The following is a 17,113-nucleotide window of genomic DNA, read 5'->3' on the forward strand; positions in this document are numbered from 1 at the left end:
CCGCAGGCTGGACCGGGGGTGCGAACGGCCTGGGTTGCTGTCGCGTCCCGTCGCCGCGCGACTATGCGTCCGCGCGCACGAGGAGGGCGACGGGCAGATCGCGCAGCAGGTCGGCGAGACGCACGGCACCGCCGTGGTGCTCGCGACCGGAGAGCAGCTCGCGCCAGCGACCCTCGGCCAGCGGGATCGTGGTGTCGCGCCAGCCTCCTCGACGCGCGAGCGAGAGCGGCAGGCGCGTGACGACCGCGACCGCGCCGCCGCGATCGAACGCGAGCGCATGCTCGGCGGCGGCGCCGTGCGCCTGCACGGGCGCGTACCCGGTCAGCAGCTCGGGGCGATCGCGGCGCAGCCGCAGCGTCTCGCGCACGAGACGCACCTTGGCGTGCTCGAGGTCGTCGACGTGCGCAGGATGCGACGCCGCCCGCGCGCGCAGCGCATCCGCCTCGTCCCAGTCGATCGGCCGCCGGTTGTCGGGGTCGACGAGCGACAGCTCGCGCACCTCCGAACCCTGGTAGACGTCGGGCACGCCCGGCATCGCGAGCGCGAGCAGCTTCGCCGAGAGCACGTTCGACCGCCAGCCAGCGTCGACGGCGTCCACGAACGCCTCGATCGCCGCTCTCCCCTCGCCCGCGAGGCAGGCGTCGACGAACGCGGCGAGCTCGCCCTCGTACGCCTCGTCCGGCGCGGTCCAGTGCGTGCGCGCGTCGGCCTCGCGCGCCGCCTTCTCGGCGTACGCGTGCAGCCGATCCGGGCTCGCGGGCCATGCGCCGACGACGGCCTGCAGCAGCAGGCTCGAGAAGGAGCGGTCGTGGCGCGGCGCGTGCGCGAGCATGCGCTCGAGCAGCGCATCCCACTCGTGCGGCACCTCCGCGATCGTCGCGATGCGCGCCCGCACGTCCTCGCCGCGCTTCGTGTCGTGCGTCGAGAGCGTCGTCATCGCATGCGGCCATGCCTGCTGCCTGCGCGTCATCGCCGCGTGGAAGTCGCCGGGCGTGATCGCGAAGACGCTCGGATCGCCGCCGACCTCGTTCAGCGAGGTCAGGCGCGCGTACCGGTAGAAGGCGGTGTCCTCGACGCCCTTCGCCATCACCATGCCGCTCGTCTGCTGGAAGCGGCGCGCGGCGGGCTCCGACGGTTCGAGCAGGATCGGCAGCAGCCACGCGACGGTCTCGGCCAGGTCGGGGCGCCAGTGCGCGGAGAGGTCGGCCGCGTGCTGGAGGTGCTCGGCACCCTCCGGCAGATAGGAGCGGTAGACGGGGAAGCAAGCGAGGAGCTCCGCGAGCGCATCGGCGACGTCGCTCGGCGCATCCTCGTGCTCGGCGCGCACCTCGCGCTCGAGCCGCAGCACCTCGGCGCGCAGGATCGAGTCGGCGATGCCGCGCTTCGTGGCGTGGATGAGCGCGTGCCAGTCGGTCGGCAGCCCGCGCAGGCGCGCGTCGATCGCGTCGAGCGCCTGCTCGGCGGCGGGGTCGGTGAGGACGCGGTCGACGAGCGCGAGAGCGTCGTAGCCCGTGGTGCCCGCCGTCGGCCACGCCGGCAGCTCCTCGCCGGGCTCGAGGATCTTCTCCACGAGCACGTACGCGCCGCCGGAGAGGTCGGCGAGGTCGCGCAGGTACCCCTCGGGGTCGCGCAGGCCGTCCGGGTGGTCGACGCGCAGCCCGTCGACGAGGCCCTCGTCGAACCAGCGGCGGATCTCGGCGTGCGACGCGTCGAAGACGGCGCGATCCTCGACGCGGATGGCCGCGAGCGTCGTGACGGCGAAGAAGCGGCGGTAGGCGAGCTCGTCGTCGCCGCGGCGCCAGTGGCCGAGCACGTAGTGCTGCCGCGCGAGCACGGCGTTCGCGTCGTCGCCCTGCCGCGCGGTGCCCGGCGCGATCGGCAGCGACGTGTCCCAGTAGCGCAGCACGTCGCCGTCGATCGAGAGGTGGTCGACGCGGCCGCCGCCGAGGTCGTCGTCGTCGCCGACGATCGGGAGCAGGATGCGGCCGTCGTGCTGCGACCAGTCGACGTCGAAGGCATCGGCGTGCGGCGAGTCGCGGCCCAGCCGCAGCACGTCCCACCACCAGGCGTTCTGCTCGGGCGTCGCGACGCCGACGTGGTTCGGCACGATGTCGACGAGCACGCCCATGCCGAGGCGTCGCGCCTCGGCGGACAGCGCAGCGAGGCCTTCGGCGCCGCCGCGCTCCGGGTCGACGCGGTCGTGCGCGACGACGTCGTAGCCGTGGCTCGAGCCGGGCTCGGCCGCGAGGATCGGCGAGAGGTAGACCCAGTCGACGCCGAGGTCGTGCAGCGCCTCGAGCCTCGCCGCCGCGTCGTGGAGCGTCTGCTCGGCGGTGACCTGCAGTCGGTACGTGCTCGTGGGCACCCGCATCAGCGGGCCTCGTCGCTCGTCGACCCGGCGGCGGGCTCGATGTCCTCGGCGGCGGCCATCGCATCCTCGCGCGCCTCGTCGTCGTCCGCGGGCGTCGGCGCCTCGGGCACGGACCGCGGGCTCTGGCCGATGGGGATGGCGCCCGTCGTCGTCGCCGGCTCGGGAGCGGGCACGGATGCGCCGAGGCTCGCGACCGACGCGGCGACCGACGAGTCCTCGCTCTCGGCGGGCGCGGCCTCCTGCAGCAGCACGAGGCTGCGCGCCATGAGGGTGATGGTGCCGCCCGGGGCGAGCACCTGGGCGCCCACCTCGCCGCCCGTGTCGATCGCGACCTGCCACACCGGTGCGTACTCCTCCGTGGGCAGCGTCACCTCGACGTCCTGCTCGGAGGCGTTGCAGTAGAGCAGGAAGTGGTCGTCCTCGATGCGCTCGCCGCGCACGCCGCGGCCCGCGATGCCGTGGCCGTTGAGGTACATGCCGATCGTCTTGTCGGCCGGCGAGTCCCAGTCCTGCGACTCCATCGGGTGCCCCTCGGGGGCGAGCCAGACGATGTCGTTCAGGCGCTCGCCGTCGCCCGTGCGCACGGTCGAGCCCGTGAAGAAGCGCTTGCGACGGAAGGTGGGGTGCTCGTGCCGCAGGCGGGCGACCTGCGCCGTGAACTCGATGAGCGGATGGTCGGCCGCATCCCAGTCGATCCACGACAGCTCGGAGTCCTGCGCGTACGTGTTGTTGTTGCCCTGCTGCGTGCGGCCCAGCTCGTCGCCGTGCAGGATCATCGGCACGCCCTGGCTGAGCAGCAGCGTCGCCAGCAGGTTCCGCTGCTGACGGGCGCGCGTGGAGAGGATGAACGGATCGTCCGTCGGCCCCTCGACGCCGTGGTTGTAGGAGCGATTGTGGCTCTCGCCGTCCTTCGAGTCCTCGCCGTTGGCCTCGTTGTGCTTCTCGTTGTAGGAGACGAGGTCGCGCATCGTGAAGCCGTCGTGCGCCGTGACGAAGTTGATGGATGCGAACGGCCTGCGCCCCGAGTCCTCGTAGAGGTCGGCGGAGCCGGCCAGGCGCGACGCGAAGTCGCCGACGGCACCGGGCTCGCCGCGCCAGAAGTCGCGGACGGTGTCGCGGTACTTGCCGTTCCACTCCGTCCACTGCGGGGGGAAGTTGCCGACCTGGTAGCCGCCGGGGCCGACGTCCCACGGCTCGGCGATGAGCTTGACCTGGCTGATCACCGGGTCCTGCTGCACGAGCTCGAAGAAGGTGGAGAGGCGGTCGACGTCGAAGAACTCGCGTGCGAGCGCCGAGGCGAGGTCGAAGCGGAAGCCGTCGACGTGCATCTCGGTGACCCAGTACCGCAGCGAGTCCATGATGAGCTGCAGCGAGTGCGGCGTGCGCACGTTGAGGGTGTTGCCGGTGCCCGTGTAGTCCATGTAGTGCTGCAGGTCGCCCTCGACGAGCCGGTAGTAGGCCGCGTTGTCGATGCCGCGCATGCTGAGCGTCGGGCCCATGTGGTTGCCCTCGGCGGTGTGGTTGTAGACGACGTCGAGGATGACCTCGATGCCCTCGGCGTGCAGGGCCTTCACCATGCCCTTGAACTCCTGCACCTGCTGGCCGAGGCTGCCGGAGGCGGCGTACTCGGCGTGCGGGGCGAAGAACGCGAGCGTGTTGTAGCCCCAGTAGTTGCGCAGGCCCTTCTCCTGCAGCGTGGAGTCGTGCACGAACTGATGCACGGGCATGAGCTCGACGGCCGTGATGCCGAGCCGCTTGTAGTGCGCGATGAGGCTCGGATGCGCGACGGCGGCGTACGTGCCGCGCATCGACTCGGGCACGTCGGGGTGCCGCTGCGTGAGGCCCTTCACGTGCGCCTCGTAGATGACGGACTCGTTGTACGGGATGCGCGGAGCGCGGTCGCCCGTCCAGTCGAAGAAGGGGCTGATGACGACGGACTTCGTCATGAGCGCCGCGGAGTCCTCGTCGTTGCGGCTCGCAGGGTCGCCGAAGTCGTACGAGAAGAGGGGCTGGCCCCACTCGATGTCGCCGCTCGTCGCCTTCGCGTACGGGTCGAGCAGCAGCTTCGACGGATTGCATCGCTGGCCCTGCGACGGGTCGTACGGGCCGTGGACGCGGTAGCCGTACCGCTGGCCGGGCTGGACGTTCGGCAGGTAGCCGTGCCAGACGTAGGCATCGACCTCGACGAGGTCGACGCGCGTCTCGGTGCCGTCGTCGTCGAACAGGCACAGCTCGACGCGCTCGGCCACCTCCGTGAAGAGCGCGAAGTTCGTGCCGTTGCCGTCGTACGTGGCCCCCAGCGGATAGGCGGTGCCGGGCCAGACCTCAGGTGCTGTGCTCACGTGCCGACACTACGGGCGGCACCCATGCGCTCGCTGGACTTGCGCGCGGGGTCGCGAGTGTGCCGTGCCGCACGGTAGGGCGCGCCGTGGACGCGCGCCGACGGCGTCCAGGCGCGCGAGCGCCCGGACGCCGTTCTGGCGTCAGCGGGTCGCGCGTCGACGCAGCGTGAGCGCGCCGCCGGCGATGAGGAGCATCGCGAGCGCGACGATGGCCGCGAGCGGCTCGCCGCCGGTCGTCGGCAGCTGGCCCGCGCCGGTCGCCGTCGGGGATCCCGGCGCCGGTGCGCTCGGAGCCGGCGCGCTCGGGCCGGGCCTGCCCGGCGCGGGGGCGCTGGGCGACGGCGAGGCGGCGGCCTCCACGTCGATGACGACAGCGTCCGTGGCGCCGTCGACGTGCGTCGCCGTGATGGTGTGCGGGCTCGCCGTCGGGAAGGTGACGGTCGCGCCGTCGACGACGTCGGTCGCGACGTCGGAGGTCAGCGTCACGTCCGCCGTCACGTCGCCCAACGACACGCCGCCGGCGTTGAAGCCCTCCGCCGTGAACGTCACGGAGCCGCCCTCGGCGACCTCGGTGCCCGACGGCGTGAGCTCGATCGAGTCGACCGTGGCGTCGAGCTGCCAGGCGGCCTCGAGGACGTGGTCGAACGGCGTCGCGACGATCGTGTCGGCCGTCACGGTCGAGACGGAGCCGTCCTCGAGCGCGAACACCCATCCCTCGAAGTCGTAGCCGGCGCGCGTCGGCACTGGCAACGCGCCGTATGCGGCGTCGAACGTCACGACGCGGGTCGCGGGGTCGACGGTGCCGCCGGCGGCGTCGAGGGACACGAGGTACTGGTTCGCCGTGGAGGTCGGCGCGACGGTGAGGTCGCTCGTGACGACGTCGAACGCGCGGTCCCAGCCGGCGAAGGAGTAGCCGGTGCGCTCCGGCGCAGGCGGCGCCAGGGCGCCGCGCCCGTCCTCGACGACGACCTCGGACAGGGTGGTCCCCTCGAAGTCGACGAAGGTCACGCGGTGCTGCAGGAAGATCTCGAACGACGCGGTCGTCGACGCCGACGACAGCGTCGAGTCCGCGTCGGGCAGGAACGTCGCGTCGAGCTCGTACTCGCCGGGGAGGAGCTCGCCGCCGGGGAAGGTCTCCGAGAAGGTGCCGTCCGTGAGCGGCACCACGCTCGGCAGCACCGACTCCGCGCCCGCCGCGCGGAGCTCGAGCGCCAGCCGGCCGGGCACGGGACGGGCGGCGCTCGTGACCTCGACGGCGTAGGACACGTCCTCCAGCGTGCCGATGCGCGCCGGGATGCGGAAGGTGACGAGCGGCGTCGACGCGATGCGGTCGAGCACGTCGAACGAGATCGCGGTCTCACCGGACTGGCCGTGCACCGTGAACGTGCGGGCGACGGGGTCGACGGCCGTGACGGCGTCGTAGTAGCGGTTCTCGCCGGGCACGAGCTCGAACGACTGGAGGCGCCCGCGGTCGTCGTAGCCCGCGACGTACGCACCCCAGTAGTTGCTCGCATCGGACAGGACGTGGAAGGTCATGCCGCGGTAGGACACCGCGGCGCACTCGTTCGCCACGCCGTAGCAGCCCTTGGTGCCCGGGGGCCGCTCCGAGGGCGGGGTGGGCGCGGCGATCGGCACGGGCACCTCGTCGGCGGCCTGCGCCGCGGGTGCGGCGGGCAGTGTCCACCCGACGAGGACGACGGCCGCGAGGGCGAGGAGACGGAGGAGGTGTCGACGCACGAGAGGCTCCAGGGACCGAGAGGTGACCGCCCGCTGGTGCGTGCGCGGCGAACGCTGCCGGTCGCTGCTGCCGATGCTAGGAGGTGAGGCTTGCTCACGCAAGAGCGAACCCCGATCGAGATCGGTTCAGTCGCCGACCGTCATGACCGTGCCACCCGTGACGCGCACGAGCTCGTCGAACGTGAGGAGGAAGACGGTGTCGGGGGTGCCGGCAGCCGCGGAGATGCGATCGTACGAGGCGAGCGCGACGTCGACGATCGTGCGGATGGGCGACGGGTGCCCCGTGGGCGCGACGCCGCCGATGACCTGGCTCGTCGCCTGCCGCACCTGCTCGGGCGTCGCGCGCTCGATCGGCCCCTCGCCGAGCGCCTCGGCGAGCATCGCCGTGTCGACGCGGTGCGCGCCGCTCGTCATCACGAGCAGCGGCGCATCCGCCATCCAGAAGATCAGCGAGTTCGCGATCTGCCCCACCTCGATGCCGAGCGCGTCGGCCGCGGCCTTCGCGGTGTGCACCCCGCCGTCGAACTGCAGGATCTCGACGTCGACGCCGTGGTCGGCGAGCTGCTGCTGGATGGCGAGGGCCTTCGCGGGGATGGTCACGCAGCCATCCTGCCAAGACCGGAGACACGAGATGACGCCGAGTGGCGCGTCGAGGGCGCATTCCGCTCGAGGCCGCGCTCAGCGTCATCTCGTGCGGGAGTCGCGCATCTCTCCCTTCGCACGCGGCATCCAGCCGCGCACCCCGTCGCGGGCCTACGCTGGCGCCGACCGCCGCGCCGAGGATGCGCGACGGCGACCTCGATGCGCATGAGGAGGTGCCGTGCGGCGGCTCGCCAGCTGGCTCGTGGGGCTCCCCGCCGAGCAACCGGCCGCGTACCGGCGGCTGCGCGCGATGCGCTCCCGCATCTGGCGCCGCATCGTGCCGCTCGAGGCCTCGATCCTCGTGAGCGGCGAACCCACGCCGTTCGGCGACTGGCGCGCGAGCGACTTCACGCCGCTGCGGCCGGGCACCGCGTGGGGCGGCGTGCACGAGTGCGGCTGGATCCACCTGACCGGCGCCGCCTCCCCCGATCCGCGCGCCGAGGTGCTGCTGGGCCTGCGGGGCGAGAGCCTCGTGCACGACGCCGCGGGCGAGGTGCTCGACGCCACGACGACGGTCTACCTGCAGGGCGACCTGCCGCATCCCGGCGGCCGCTTCCGGGCGGTGCGGGGCGTCGACGTCTCGCAGCGCATCGACCTGTACGCCGATGCGACGTACAACGGGTTCCTCATCTACCCCGTCGGCCGTGCCGTCTTCCACGGCGCGCACCTCGCCGTGCGCGACGAGACGGCCTACGGCCTCTACTTCGACGCGCTCACGCTCACGCAGCTCGCCGGCCACACCGACGACGACGCGCTGCGTCGAACGCTGCGCGCCGCGCTCGACGATGCGTGGGCGCGGTTCCGCGCGGGCGACCTCGCCGCCGCGCGCGCCACCCTCGCGCCATCGCTCGCCGGTGGCGCGACCGACCCGCTCGAGTACACCGCCGTGGGCCACGGGCATCTCGACATGGCGTGGCTGTGGCCGCTGCGGGAGACGCGGCGCAAGTCGGCGCGCACCTACACGCGGCAGCTGCACGCCGTCGAGCGGCACCCCGGCTACGTCTACGGCACGAGCCAGCCGCAGCAGCTGCAGTGGCTGCGCGACCGGCATCCGGCGCTCTTCGAACGGCTGCGCGCCGCGATCGCCGCGGGCAGCGTCGAGGCGCAGGGCTCGTTCTGGATCGAGCCCGACACCAACCTGCCCAGCGGCGAGTCGCTCATCCGCCAGGCCGTCGTGGGCCGTCGCTTCTGGCAGCGCGAGCTCGGCCTCACCGACGATCGGATGCGGCTGTGCTGGCTGCCGGACACCTTCGGCTACTCCGGTGCGCTGCCGCAGATCCTGCGCGGCACGGGCATGGAGTGGTTCCAGACGATCAAGCTCGCCTGGAACACGGTGAACGACTTCCCGCACCGCTCGTTCCGCTGGGCGGGCATCGACGGCACCGAGGTGCTCGTGCACATGCCCCCGGAGGGCGACTACAACTCCCGCGCCGCCGCCGACGGGCTGCTGCGCGGGCTGCGGCAGCATCCCGAGCGCTCGACGGGCACGGCGCTGCTCGTGTACGGGGGCGGCGACGGCGGTGGCGGCCCGAGCGAGGTGCACCACGAGGTGCTCGACCGGGAGATCGGGCCGGACGGCGCCGGCATCCCGGGCCTGCCGCGCGTGCGCCGCGGCAGCGCCTCCGAGTTCTTCCGCGACCTCGCGACGCGCGACGTCCCTCACGTGCACCACGGCGAGCTCTACCTCGAGAAGCACCAGGGCACGTACACGACGCAGGCGGCGACGAAGCGCTGGAACCGCACCCTCGAGCGGCTGCTGCACGACGTGGAGGCGCTCGCCGCCGCGCACGGGCCCGCGGTGCGCGAGCGCGTCCGCGAGGAGCTCGAGCCCGTGTGGCAGGAGGCGCTGCTGCAGCAGTTCCACGACATCCTCCCCGGCTCGTCGATCGCGCGCGTGCACCGCGAGTCCGTCGCCGCGTTCGAGCGCCTCGCCGGCGTCGTCGAGCACCGCATCGACGCGCTCGTCGCCGCGCTGCCGACGCACGGCGACGCCCCGGCGGCGCTGAACCTCGCGCCCGTCGCGCGCGACGAGCCGATCCTCGTCGACGGCACGTGGATGCGAGCGCAGGTGCCGCCGTACGCGACGGCCGCGCTCGTGCCCGAGCCCGCGCATCCCGAGCTCGTCGCCGACGCCGCCGGACTCGCGAACGGGCTCGTGACGCTGCGGTTCGACGATGCGACCGGCACGATCGTCTCGATGCTCGACGCCGACGGGTTCGAGCACGCGGGCGAGGGGCTGGGACGCCTGGTGCTGCAGCGCGACCCGCTGCAGATCCCGTGGGACGCATGGGACATCTCGCCGCGAGCCGCGGCCGCGAGCGGCACACCGCTGCGGGTCGTCGAGCGCTCCTGGCACGTCCACGGTCCCCGCGCCGTGCGCCGGCACGTGCTCGAGGGGCCGCGGGTCCGTGTGCGGCAGGACGTCGTGCTCGAGGCCGGCACGATGCTCGTGCGCTTCGAGACGCACGTCGACTGGCACCAGACGCATCGCATGCTTCGCGTCGAGCACCGACCGACGCGGTACGGACCCGAGGCGCTGTGCGAGATCCAGATGGGCCACATCCGACGCGCGACGACCGAGCGCGACAGCGTCGAGCGGGCCCAGTTCGAGGTGTGCGCGCATCGCTGGCTCGCCGTGGAGGACGCGTCGGGCGCGGGCTTCGCGATGCTCAACGACGGCAAGTACGGGCATCGCGCGAAGCACGGTCTGCTGTCGCTGAACCTGCTGCGCTCCCCCACCTTCCCCGATCGCACCGCCGACCGCGGCGAGCACGCCTTCGCGTACGCCATCCGCCCGTACGCCGCCGGCGCACTGCATGAGGTGATCGCCGACGGCTACCGGCTGCAGGCTCCGCCGCGGCTCGTGCCGGGGCGCGCGGATGCGCTGCCGTCGCTCGTGACGTCGACGGACCCCGGGGTCGTGGTCGAGACGATCGCGCCGGCCTACGAGGGCGACGGCGCCGTCGTGCGCGTCTACGAGTCGCTCGGTCGCGCCACGACGACGTCGCTGACCACGGCCATCCCGCACCGCGCCGCGTGGCGCACCGACATGCTCGAGCGCCGCGTCGACGCCGACGGCGGGCTCGACCTCGACGCGGGTCCCGCCGACCTCGGCGCCGTGACCCTGCGACCGTTCGAGATCGCGACGTTCGTGCTGGGGTCGCCGTGACCGACGGGGCCGCCGCCCGCGCTGCCGCAGCCTCACCCTAGGCGATGCGGCTGCCCGGCGCGAGGTGCCGTGCGGGCGCCCTCGTGCGTGCGATCGCGCCGGCGACGAGGCCGCCTGCGAGCAGCAGGTGCACGCCGAGGCCCACGAACCAGCTCGGCACGCTGCTCGCGTACACCTCGTCGGTGGTGTCGGTCGGCGAGTACGGCGCGCCGTACAGCGCCTCCTCGTCCTCGCAGTCGCCCGGCCACGTCGGCGCCTGCTGCGCCTGGCGCACGAGCAGCGAGATGCCCGAGAAGACGTCGTCGGGCTGCCCGTAGGAGCCGAACGAGGGCGGGATCGCATCCGCCATCACGACGAAGGGGTTCGCGGCGAGCGTCCACCAGATGAGGTCGGTGCGCGGTTGCGAGACCTCGTAGGTGCCGTCGACGACGCACGTCGTCGTCGCGCCGTCGTCGGTCGACTCGTAGTACAGGCTCGGCACCTCGCGGGTCTCCTGCACGACGAGCGCGCCGATGCCGAAGGCGATGAGCGAGCCGAGGCCGAGCACGGCGATGGCGAGGTACGTGGTCACGATGGAGAAGACCGGCGTGCGCAGCAGTCCTGACAGGCCGACGCCGATCGCGGCCGTGACGCCGATCTCGAGCACGAGGATGACGACGCCCACCACGACGACCTCGGGGCGCAGCCCGCCGAGCGCCATCGCCACGAGCAGGAACGGCACCGTGACGAGGAGGAAGCCGAGCGAGGCGATCCACGCCGCGAGCAGCTTGCCGAGCACGAGCTGCGTCGCGGTGACCTGCGTGAGCTGCGTGGCGGCGAGCGTGCCCGCCTCGCGCTCGCCGTTGATCGCGGCGCCGCACAGCGCGGGGGTGACGAGCATCGCCACGAGCAGGACGAGGAAGAGCACCGTCGAGAAGACGAGGCCGCCGATGTCCTGCGGCGTCGATCCGAGCCCGAGGAAGAGCACGAGGATGACGGCGCCCGTCACGAGGCCGACGACGCCGAGCAGCACGTACCAGGCGACGCTGCGCACGCGCTGCCGCAGCTCGAGCTGCACGACCACGCCCAGCAGACCCATCCAGGCGCTCATCGGCGCGCTCCCCTCGTCGACGGCCCGCCCGGCGCATCCGGCCCGCCCTGCAGCCCCAGGAACGTGCGCTCGATCGTGCCGACCGTCGGCGCGTAGTGCACGACGGGCACGCCCTGCGCCACGAGCCGGGCGAGCAGGTCGGCGGCATCCTCGTCGCGATCGACGACGACCGTCGTCGCATCGCCCTCGACGCGCACGCGGTCGATCGCGACGCCGATCCTGGCGATCGCGAGCGAGAGCGCGGCGGGATCGAGGGAGCGGATGCGCCACGTCGCCGACGTGCCGCGAGCGCTCGCGACGCGCTCGCCCGACACGACCTCGCCGTGCTCGACGAAGACCGAGGCGTCCGCCACCTCGTCGAGCTCGCCGAGGTCGTGGCTCGACACGAGCACGGTCGCACCCGCGTCGGCGAGGTCGCGCAGCAGGCCGCGCAGCCGCAGCCGCGACGCCGGATCGAGGCCGGCGGCGGGCTCGTCGAGCAGCAGCACGCTCGGGTGGTGCACGAGCGCGCGCGCGAGCCCGAGCCGCTGCTGCTGCCCGCGCGAGAGCACGCGGCTCGGACGGTCGGCGAGCTGCTCGAGGTCGAGCAGCGCCACGAGCTCGTCGGCGCGCTGCCGCGCGAGCCGCACCGGCATGCCGTGCAGCCTGCCGACCATGCGCAGCACGGTGCGCGGCGTGAGCGTGCGCCACGTGCCGAGCACGTCGGGCATCCAGCCGAGCACGCGACGGGCGGCGCGCGGCTCGGCGACGGGGTCGATGCCGCCGACGCGGATGCGGCCGGCGTCCGGCGCGAGGAGCGACGCGAGCATGAGCATGAGGGTCGTCTTGCCGGCGCCGTTCGGCCCGATGAGCGCCGTGACGCTGCCCGGGGCGGCCGAGAACGTCATCGACCGCACGGCGTGCACGGACCCGAACGCGCGACGCACGTCGACCACGTCGATGCCGGCCGGGCGCGGCGACGCGCCGGGCGCTGCGCCGGGCATCTGCGCCGCAGCGGGGTGCGTCGATGCCGGCGCCATGGGCGCCGGCGGCGTGCCGTCGGGCGCGAGCCACCTCGGCTCGGCGGCGACGCCTGCCCCAGCGGCGTGCGGCGGTCGCGCATGCTGGCCGGGTGCGGCGGGGCGCTCGAAGCGGCGGTCGTGGGCGTCGTGCTCGGTCGCGGGCGGTGCCGGCTGCGCGTCGGGGGTCGGCTGCTCGGGTCGGTCTGCGGTCGACTCGTCGGGCGGCATGCGTCCGAGGCTAGGCGGCCCGCCTGGACGCGCGCGTCATCCGCGCGGACGACGTCCGCGGACCCGCCGCCGATCCCCTAGCGTCGAGTGGTGCGGATGGATCGTCGTGGCGGCTCGGGCATCGCCCTCGTGCTCGCGGGCATCTGCTCGGTGCAGGCGGGCGCCTCGGTCGCGAAGCTGCTGTTCGAGCACCTGGACCCCGCCGCGGTCACGTGGCTGCGGCTCGCGTTCGCATCCCTCATCCTCCTCGTCGTCGCGCGGCCGAAGGTGCGCGCGTGGGATCGGCGCACCTGGCGCGCCGTCGTGCTGCTGGGCGTCGCCCTCGCGGGCATGAACCTCATGTTCTACGTCGCGATGGAGCGCATCCCGCTCGCGCTCGCCGTGACGCTCGAGCTGCTTGGTCCGCTCGTGCTCGCGCTCGTGCTCTCGCGCCGATGGGTCGAGGCCGCGTGGGTGCTGCTCGCCGGCTGCGGCGTGGGCATCATCGGCGCGCAGTCGCTCACGGGCGCGCTCGACGCGCTCGGCGTGCTCCTCGCGCTCGCCGCGGGCGCGTGCTGGGCGGGCTACATCCTCGCGTCCCACCGCGTCGGCGAGCTCGTGCCGGGCGTCGGCGGGCTCACGGCCGCCATGTGCATCGCCGCGGTGCTCACGACGCCCTTCGGCGCGGTCGGCGCCGTGACCGGCGTCGCGGCGCAGCCGTGGCTGCTGCTGCCCGCGCTCGGCGTCGCGATCCTCTCGAGCGCGCTCGCGTACGCGTTCGAGCTCGCGGCGCTGCGCCGCATCCCGCCCAGGGTGTTCGGCGTGCTCATGGCGCTCGAGCCCGTCGCGGCGGGGCTCTTCGCGCTCGCCATCGTCGGCGAGGGCATCGGCGGGCTGCAGATGCTCGCGCTCGGCATCGTCGTCGTCGCGGCCGCCGGCGTCGCCCTCACGGCCGCGAAGGAGCCGACGGTCACGCCCGACACGGGCGCCATCGTGCAGCAGTAGTCGCCCCGCGCGGACCCGTCCTCGCGTTCCGAGGTGCGGCTGCTGCACTCGGGTGCTGGTGCAACGGCACCTGAGCGCAGCAGCCGCACCTCGCAACCCTGGGGATGGGCGACGTGCGCGCGGAATGATGGAGGCGTGAGCGACGGCCGGTGGAGCGGGCGCGACGCCGACGAGGTCGAGCGGCTGCGCCGCGGCGAGCTGCCGCCCATCGTGCGCGTGCCGATGCCCGAGCGCATCGATGTCGCCGCGACCTCGGACGCGGCGGACGACGCGGCGGCGGCGCACGCGGCGGCGCTCGCCGATCGGCCGCCGTGGGCGGCCATCGCCGGAGCCGTCGTCCTCGCGGTGCTCGCCTTCATCCCGCACCTCGTGGCGCCGACGATCGCGCTGCTCGTCTCGCTCGTCGCGGCGCCGCTGTCGTGGAGCATGCACCGCATCAGCGCCGGCCGACGGCGACGCGCCTACGTGGCGCTCGCCGGCACGCTCGTGCTCGTCGCGGTGCTCGCGGTCGCGGCGCCCATCGTCTGGGTCGAGCTCGGCGTGCTGTCCTGGCCGACGCTGCCGCGCGGCTGACGCGGCGCCCCTCAGGCGCGCGCGAGCATCCCCAGCACGGCGTCGCGCGCGGCGGGCAGCGTCGTCCAGCCGTCGCGGTCGAGGAAGTGGCCGGCGCTCGCGACCGTCGTCACGGGCACCCCGAGCGACGCGGCGGCTCGCTCAGAGAGCTCCGGCGGCACGATCGGGTCTTCGTCGCTCGCGATCACGACGACGGGCACGTCGCCGAGATCCGGGATCGCCGGCAGGTCGAGGAAGCGGTCGAGCTCGGGCAGCGTCCGCACCGGCTCCCAGAACGGCGCGACGAGCACGAGCCCGCGGATGCGGGAGCGGTCGACGCCGTCGAGCGCGAGCAGCGCGGCGACGGTGCCGAGGGAGTGCCCCACGACCACGAGGTCGTCGTCGCCCGCCATCGCCGCGCGTGCAGCATCGACCCAGGCGTCGCGCTGCGGCGCCTCCGTGTCCGGCAGCGCCGGGATGTCGACGTCGCCGCCGATCGCGTCGCCGAGCCAGGTGAACCAGTGGGAGGTCGGCAGCGCGCCGTAGCCGTGGAGGATGACGAGTCGCATGCCGGATGCAACCGCATCCGTCACGCGCGATTCCCGGCCGTCGCTCCGTTGCGAGGTACGCAACTCGCGTCGAGGGACGCCGAGTGCGGTACCGGACGGCACGATGCGCACCTCGGAACGCGAGATGCGTACCTCGGGACGCAGGGGCGGGTCAGCCCCGACCGCGCAGCAGCCACGGCCGGAACAGGCGCGTGACTGCTGGCAGCACGAACCCGACCATGATCGGCGTGAGCACGAGGCTCGTCGCGAGCAGCCGCAGCACGATCGGCGTCTCGGCGAAGCCCGGGATGAGCCCGAGCAGCAGCGTCACGAGCACGTTGACGGGGAAGAAGCCGAGCCACACGACGACGCCCTGCTTCCAGCGCGGCGGCACGGGCTCGACGGAGCGCACCTCGACGCGGTCGCCCGCCACGCCCTCGCCCGATGCCGAGTCGAACCATCCCTCGATGCCGCTGCGGCGCTCGACGCTCGCCTCGCGCGCGAAGTCCGCGCCGGCGTCGAGCCACAGCCGCCGCTCGTCGCTCGCCTCCCATGCGAGCAGGTTCGCGGCGGTGTCGAAGCGGTAGAGCATGTGCCACGTGTCGCTGCCGGGCCTGGCCTGCACCCATCCCGACCCGAGGAATCCCGGATACGTGTGGGCGAGGTCGATGCCCTGCCGCACCCAGCTGAGCGCGTAGCGCTGCTTCGTCGGGTCGACCTGGCGCTCGATGGCGACGGTGATCGGCTCGGACATGGCGTCCCCTCGGGTCGAAGGCCTTCGACTCCGGACGCGGTCCGCGAGGAGGGTGTGCCGAGCGGATGCGACCGCGTCGTCAGACGGGCCGGGACCGGGTGACGGCCGGAGGCTCCGCTGGAGGGGATGACGGGAATCGAACCCGCGCCGGGTGCTTGGGAAGCACCAGTTCTGCCATTGAACTACATCCCCGGCGCCGCCCCGCGAGGGGCAGCGAGAGCCATCGTACGGCACGTCGGCGCGGCGTGCGGCGACCGAGGCCGGCGCACGAGATGGCGCCCAGGGATGCCGCGAGGGTGCATGCCCCTCGACGGCCCGCTGGGCGCCATCGCATGCGGGCTACCGCTTCGGCGTCGGCTCGGAGGTCGTCGCCTTCGACGAGCGCTGCAGCGCCTGCTGCTCCTCCTCGACCGTGTAGCCGGAGTGCAGGCGCACGGGCTCCGGCGCGGCTGCATCCTTCGCCGCCTCGGCGCGCCGCTTCTTGCGGGCCGCGGAGGCGAGGTTCAGCACCTCGACCAGCACGGCGAAGGCCATCGGCCCGTAGATGAACGCCTTCTCGATGTGGAAGCCGAAGCCCTCGGCGACGAGGAAGACGCCGATGAGCACGAGGAACGCGAGGGCGAGCATCTTCACGGTCGGGTGGCGGTTCACGAACGTGAAGATGTGCTTCGCGGCGATGAGCATGAGCGCGAACGAGAGCACGACGACCGTGATGATGACGACGATGCGGTCGGTCATGCCGACGGCCGTGATGACGGAGTCGAGCGAGAACACGAGGTCGAGGGCGAGGATCTGCGCGATGACCGCGCCGAACGTCGCCTTCGCCGCGCCACCGGTCGACCCGTGGTCGTCGGCGCCCTCGAGCTTGTGGTGGATCTCGGTGACCGCCTTGTACAGCAGGAAGCCGCCTCCGAGGATCAGGATGAGGTCCTTGCCCGAGAACTCGGGATCGAAGGGCGTGGACTCGAGGAAGCCGAGCGTGAAGAGCGGCTCGGTGAGCGTGATGATCCAGCCGGCGAGCAGCACGAGCAGCACGCGCATGACCATCGCGAGGGTCAGGCCGAGGTTGCGGGCCTTCGCCTGCTGGTCCGCGGGCAGCTTCGCGGCGAGGATCGAGATGAAGATGACGTTGTCGACGCCGAGGACGACCTCGAGCACGAAGAGCGTGAGGAACACCGCGACGAGGTCGGGGGTGAACTCCAGGGAGAAGTCGAGCATGGGGCGATCATGGCCGATCCTCGCTGGGAACGCGCGGGTGCGCATGCGACGATGACCCGGTGACCACGCCGCCGCCCTTCCCCGGCACGCCCGCTCCGCAGCCCGGCCCGCCGCAGGGGCCCGAGCGACGGTTCGCGCCGCCGCAGCAGTTCCAGCCCGTGCCGGATGCGATGCTCGCGTCGCAGCGCTCGGATCGCGTCGCGACCCGGGCGCTCGTGTGGGGCATCGTCGCGATCGTGCTCTCCGCCGTGCCGCTGCTCAACTGGTTCACGCTCGTGCCGGCGATCGTCGCCATCCAGTTCGGCATCGCCGCACGCGCGCAGCGGCTCGGGGGCGGCAGCCGCGCCGTCTGGGCGATCGTGCTCGGATCCATCTCGATCGTCGCCTCGATCGGCTGGATCATCCTGCACATCGTGATCCTGCCCGTCCTCCTGCTCGGCGGGCTCGCCAGCACGAGCTGACGCCGCCATCCGCCGA

13 protein-coding genes and 1 tRNA gene are annotated in these 17,113 nt (G+C 73.3%); 4 read left to right on the forward strand and 10 right to left on the reverse strand.

What is annotated here, in order from left to right; translation table 11 throughout:
• Positions 1-61: 61 nt before the first annotated feature.
• The 4 genes from treY to C1N71_RS12665 all read right to left on the reverse strand — a co-directional run bounded on the left by treY (position 62) and on the right by C1N71_RS12665 (position 7,050).
• Positions 62-2,371, reverse strand: a complete 2,310-nt coding sequence (gene treY, locus C1N71_RS12650; protein ID WP_137756733.1) for a malto-oligosyltrehalose synthase — start codon at positions 2,369-2,371, stop codon at positions 62-64.
• Positions 2,371-4,713 carry a glycogen debranching protein GlgX gene (glgX, locus tag C1N71_RS12655; RefSeq protein ID WP_137756734.1) on the reverse strand — a complete coding sequence of 781 codons (2,343 nt, stop codon included), beginning with the start codon at positions 4,711-4,713 and terminating at the stop codon, positions 2,371-2,373. The genes treY and glgX overlap by 1 nt, the downstream gene beginning before the upstream one ends.
• Before the next feature lie 141 nt (positions 4,714-4,854).
• A complete protein-coding gene (locus C1N71_RS12660) occupies positions 4,855-6,450 on the reverse strand; it encodes an InlB B-repeat-containing protein (protein ID WP_137756735.1) in 1,596 nt (531 codons plus the stop codon).
• A gap of 126 nt (positions 6,451-6,576) precedes the next feature.
• A complete protein-coding gene (locus C1N71_RS12665) occupies positions 6,577-7,050 on the reverse strand; it encodes a YbaK/EbsC family protein (RefSeq protein WP_137756736.1) in 474 nt (157 codons plus the stop codon).
• 220 nt (positions 7,051-7,270) lie between these two features.
• Between C1N71_RS12665 and C1N71_RS12670 the strand changes: the two genes are divergently transcribed.
• Positions 7,271-10,261 carry an alpha-mannosidase gene (locus C1N71_RS12670; protein ID WP_137756737.1) on the forward strand — a complete coding sequence of 997 codons (2,991 nt, stop codon included), beginning with the start codon at positions 7,271-7,273 and terminating at the stop codon, positions 10,259-10,261.
• Positions 10,262-10,298: 37 nt separating this feature from the next.
• Here C1N71_RS12670 and C1N71_RS12675 read toward each other — a convergent pair whose 3' ends face one another.
• Positions 10,299-11,351 carry an ABC transporter permease gene (locus C1N71_RS12675; protein ID WP_254678003.1) on the reverse strand — a complete coding sequence of 351 codons (1,053 nt, stop codon included), beginning with the start codon at positions 11,349-11,351 and terminating at the stop codon, positions 10,299-10,301.
• Positions 11,348-12,580 carry an ABC transporter ATP-binding protein gene (locus tag C1N71_RS12680; RefSeq protein WP_254678004.1) on the reverse strand — a complete coding sequence of 411 codons (1,233 nt, stop codon included), beginning with the start codon at positions 12,578-12,580 and terminating at the stop codon, positions 11,348-11,350. The genes C1N71_RS12675 and C1N71_RS12680 overlap by 4 nt, the downstream gene beginning before the upstream one ends.
• A gap of 96 nt (positions 12,581-12,676) precedes the next feature.
• On the opposite strand from C1N71_RS12680, the gene C1N71_RS12685 reads away from it, so the two are divergent.
• Together C1N71_RS12685 and C1N71_RS12690 are read left to right on the forward strand one after the other, a co-directional pair.
• The gene (locus C1N71_RS12685) at positions 12,677-13,564 is read left to right on the forward strand and encodes an EamA family transporter (protein ID WP_137756738.1); all 888 of its coding nucleotides are present in this window, start codon (positions 12,677-12,679) and stop codon (positions 13,562-13,564) included.
• Positions 13,565-13,699: 135 nt separating this feature from the next.
• Positions 13,700-14,137, forward strand: a complete 438-nt coding sequence (locus C1N71_RS12690; RefSeq protein ID WP_137756739.1) for a hypothetical protein — start codon at positions 13,700-13,702, stop codon at positions 14,135-14,137.
• An 11-nt stretch (positions 14,138-14,148) separates the two neighbouring features.
• Here C1N71_RS12690 and C1N71_RS12695 read toward each other — a convergent pair whose 3' ends face one another.
• From C1N71_RS12695 to C1N71_RS12710, 4 genes are all read right to left on the reverse strand, one after another.
• Positions 14,149-14,685: an RBBP9/YdeN family alpha/beta hydrolase gene (locus tag C1N71_RS12695; RefSeq protein WP_137756740.1), complete on the reverse strand. Its 537-nt coding sequence runs from the start codon at positions 14,683-14,685 to the stop codon at positions 14,149-14,151.
• Positions 14,686-14,836: 151 nt separating this feature from the next.
• Positions 14,837-15,418: an antibiotic biosynthesis monooxygenase gene (locus C1N71_RS12700; protein ID WP_137756741.1), complete on the reverse strand. Its 582-nt coding sequence runs from the start codon at positions 15,416-15,418 to the stop codon at positions 14,837-14,839.
• Between the two features lie 118 nt (positions 15,419-15,536).
• A tRNA-Gly gene (locus C1N71_RS12705) sits at positions 15,537-15,610 on the reverse strand.
• A gap of 147 nt (positions 15,611-15,757) precedes the next feature.
• Positions 15,758-16,636, reverse strand: a complete 879-nt coding sequence (locus C1N71_RS12710; RefSeq protein ID WP_137756742.1) for a TerC family protein — start codon at positions 16,634-16,636, stop codon at positions 15,758-15,760.
• A gap of 59 nt (positions 16,637-16,695) precedes the next feature.
• On the opposite strand from C1N71_RS12710, the gene C1N71_RS12715 reads away from it, so the two are divergent.
• Positions 16,696-17,097 carry a hypothetical protein gene (locus C1N71_RS12715; RefSeq protein WP_137756743.1) on the forward strand — a complete coding sequence of 134 codons (402 nt, stop codon included), beginning with the start codon at positions 16,696-16,698 and terminating at the stop codon, positions 17,095-17,097.
• Positions 17,098-17,113 lie beyond the last annotated feature (16 nt).

The sequence above is a fragment of the Agrococcus sp. SGAir0287 genome, from assembly GCF_005484985.1.
GTDB lineage: Bacteria > Actinomycetota > Actinomycetes > Actinomycetales > Microbacteriaceae > Agrococcus.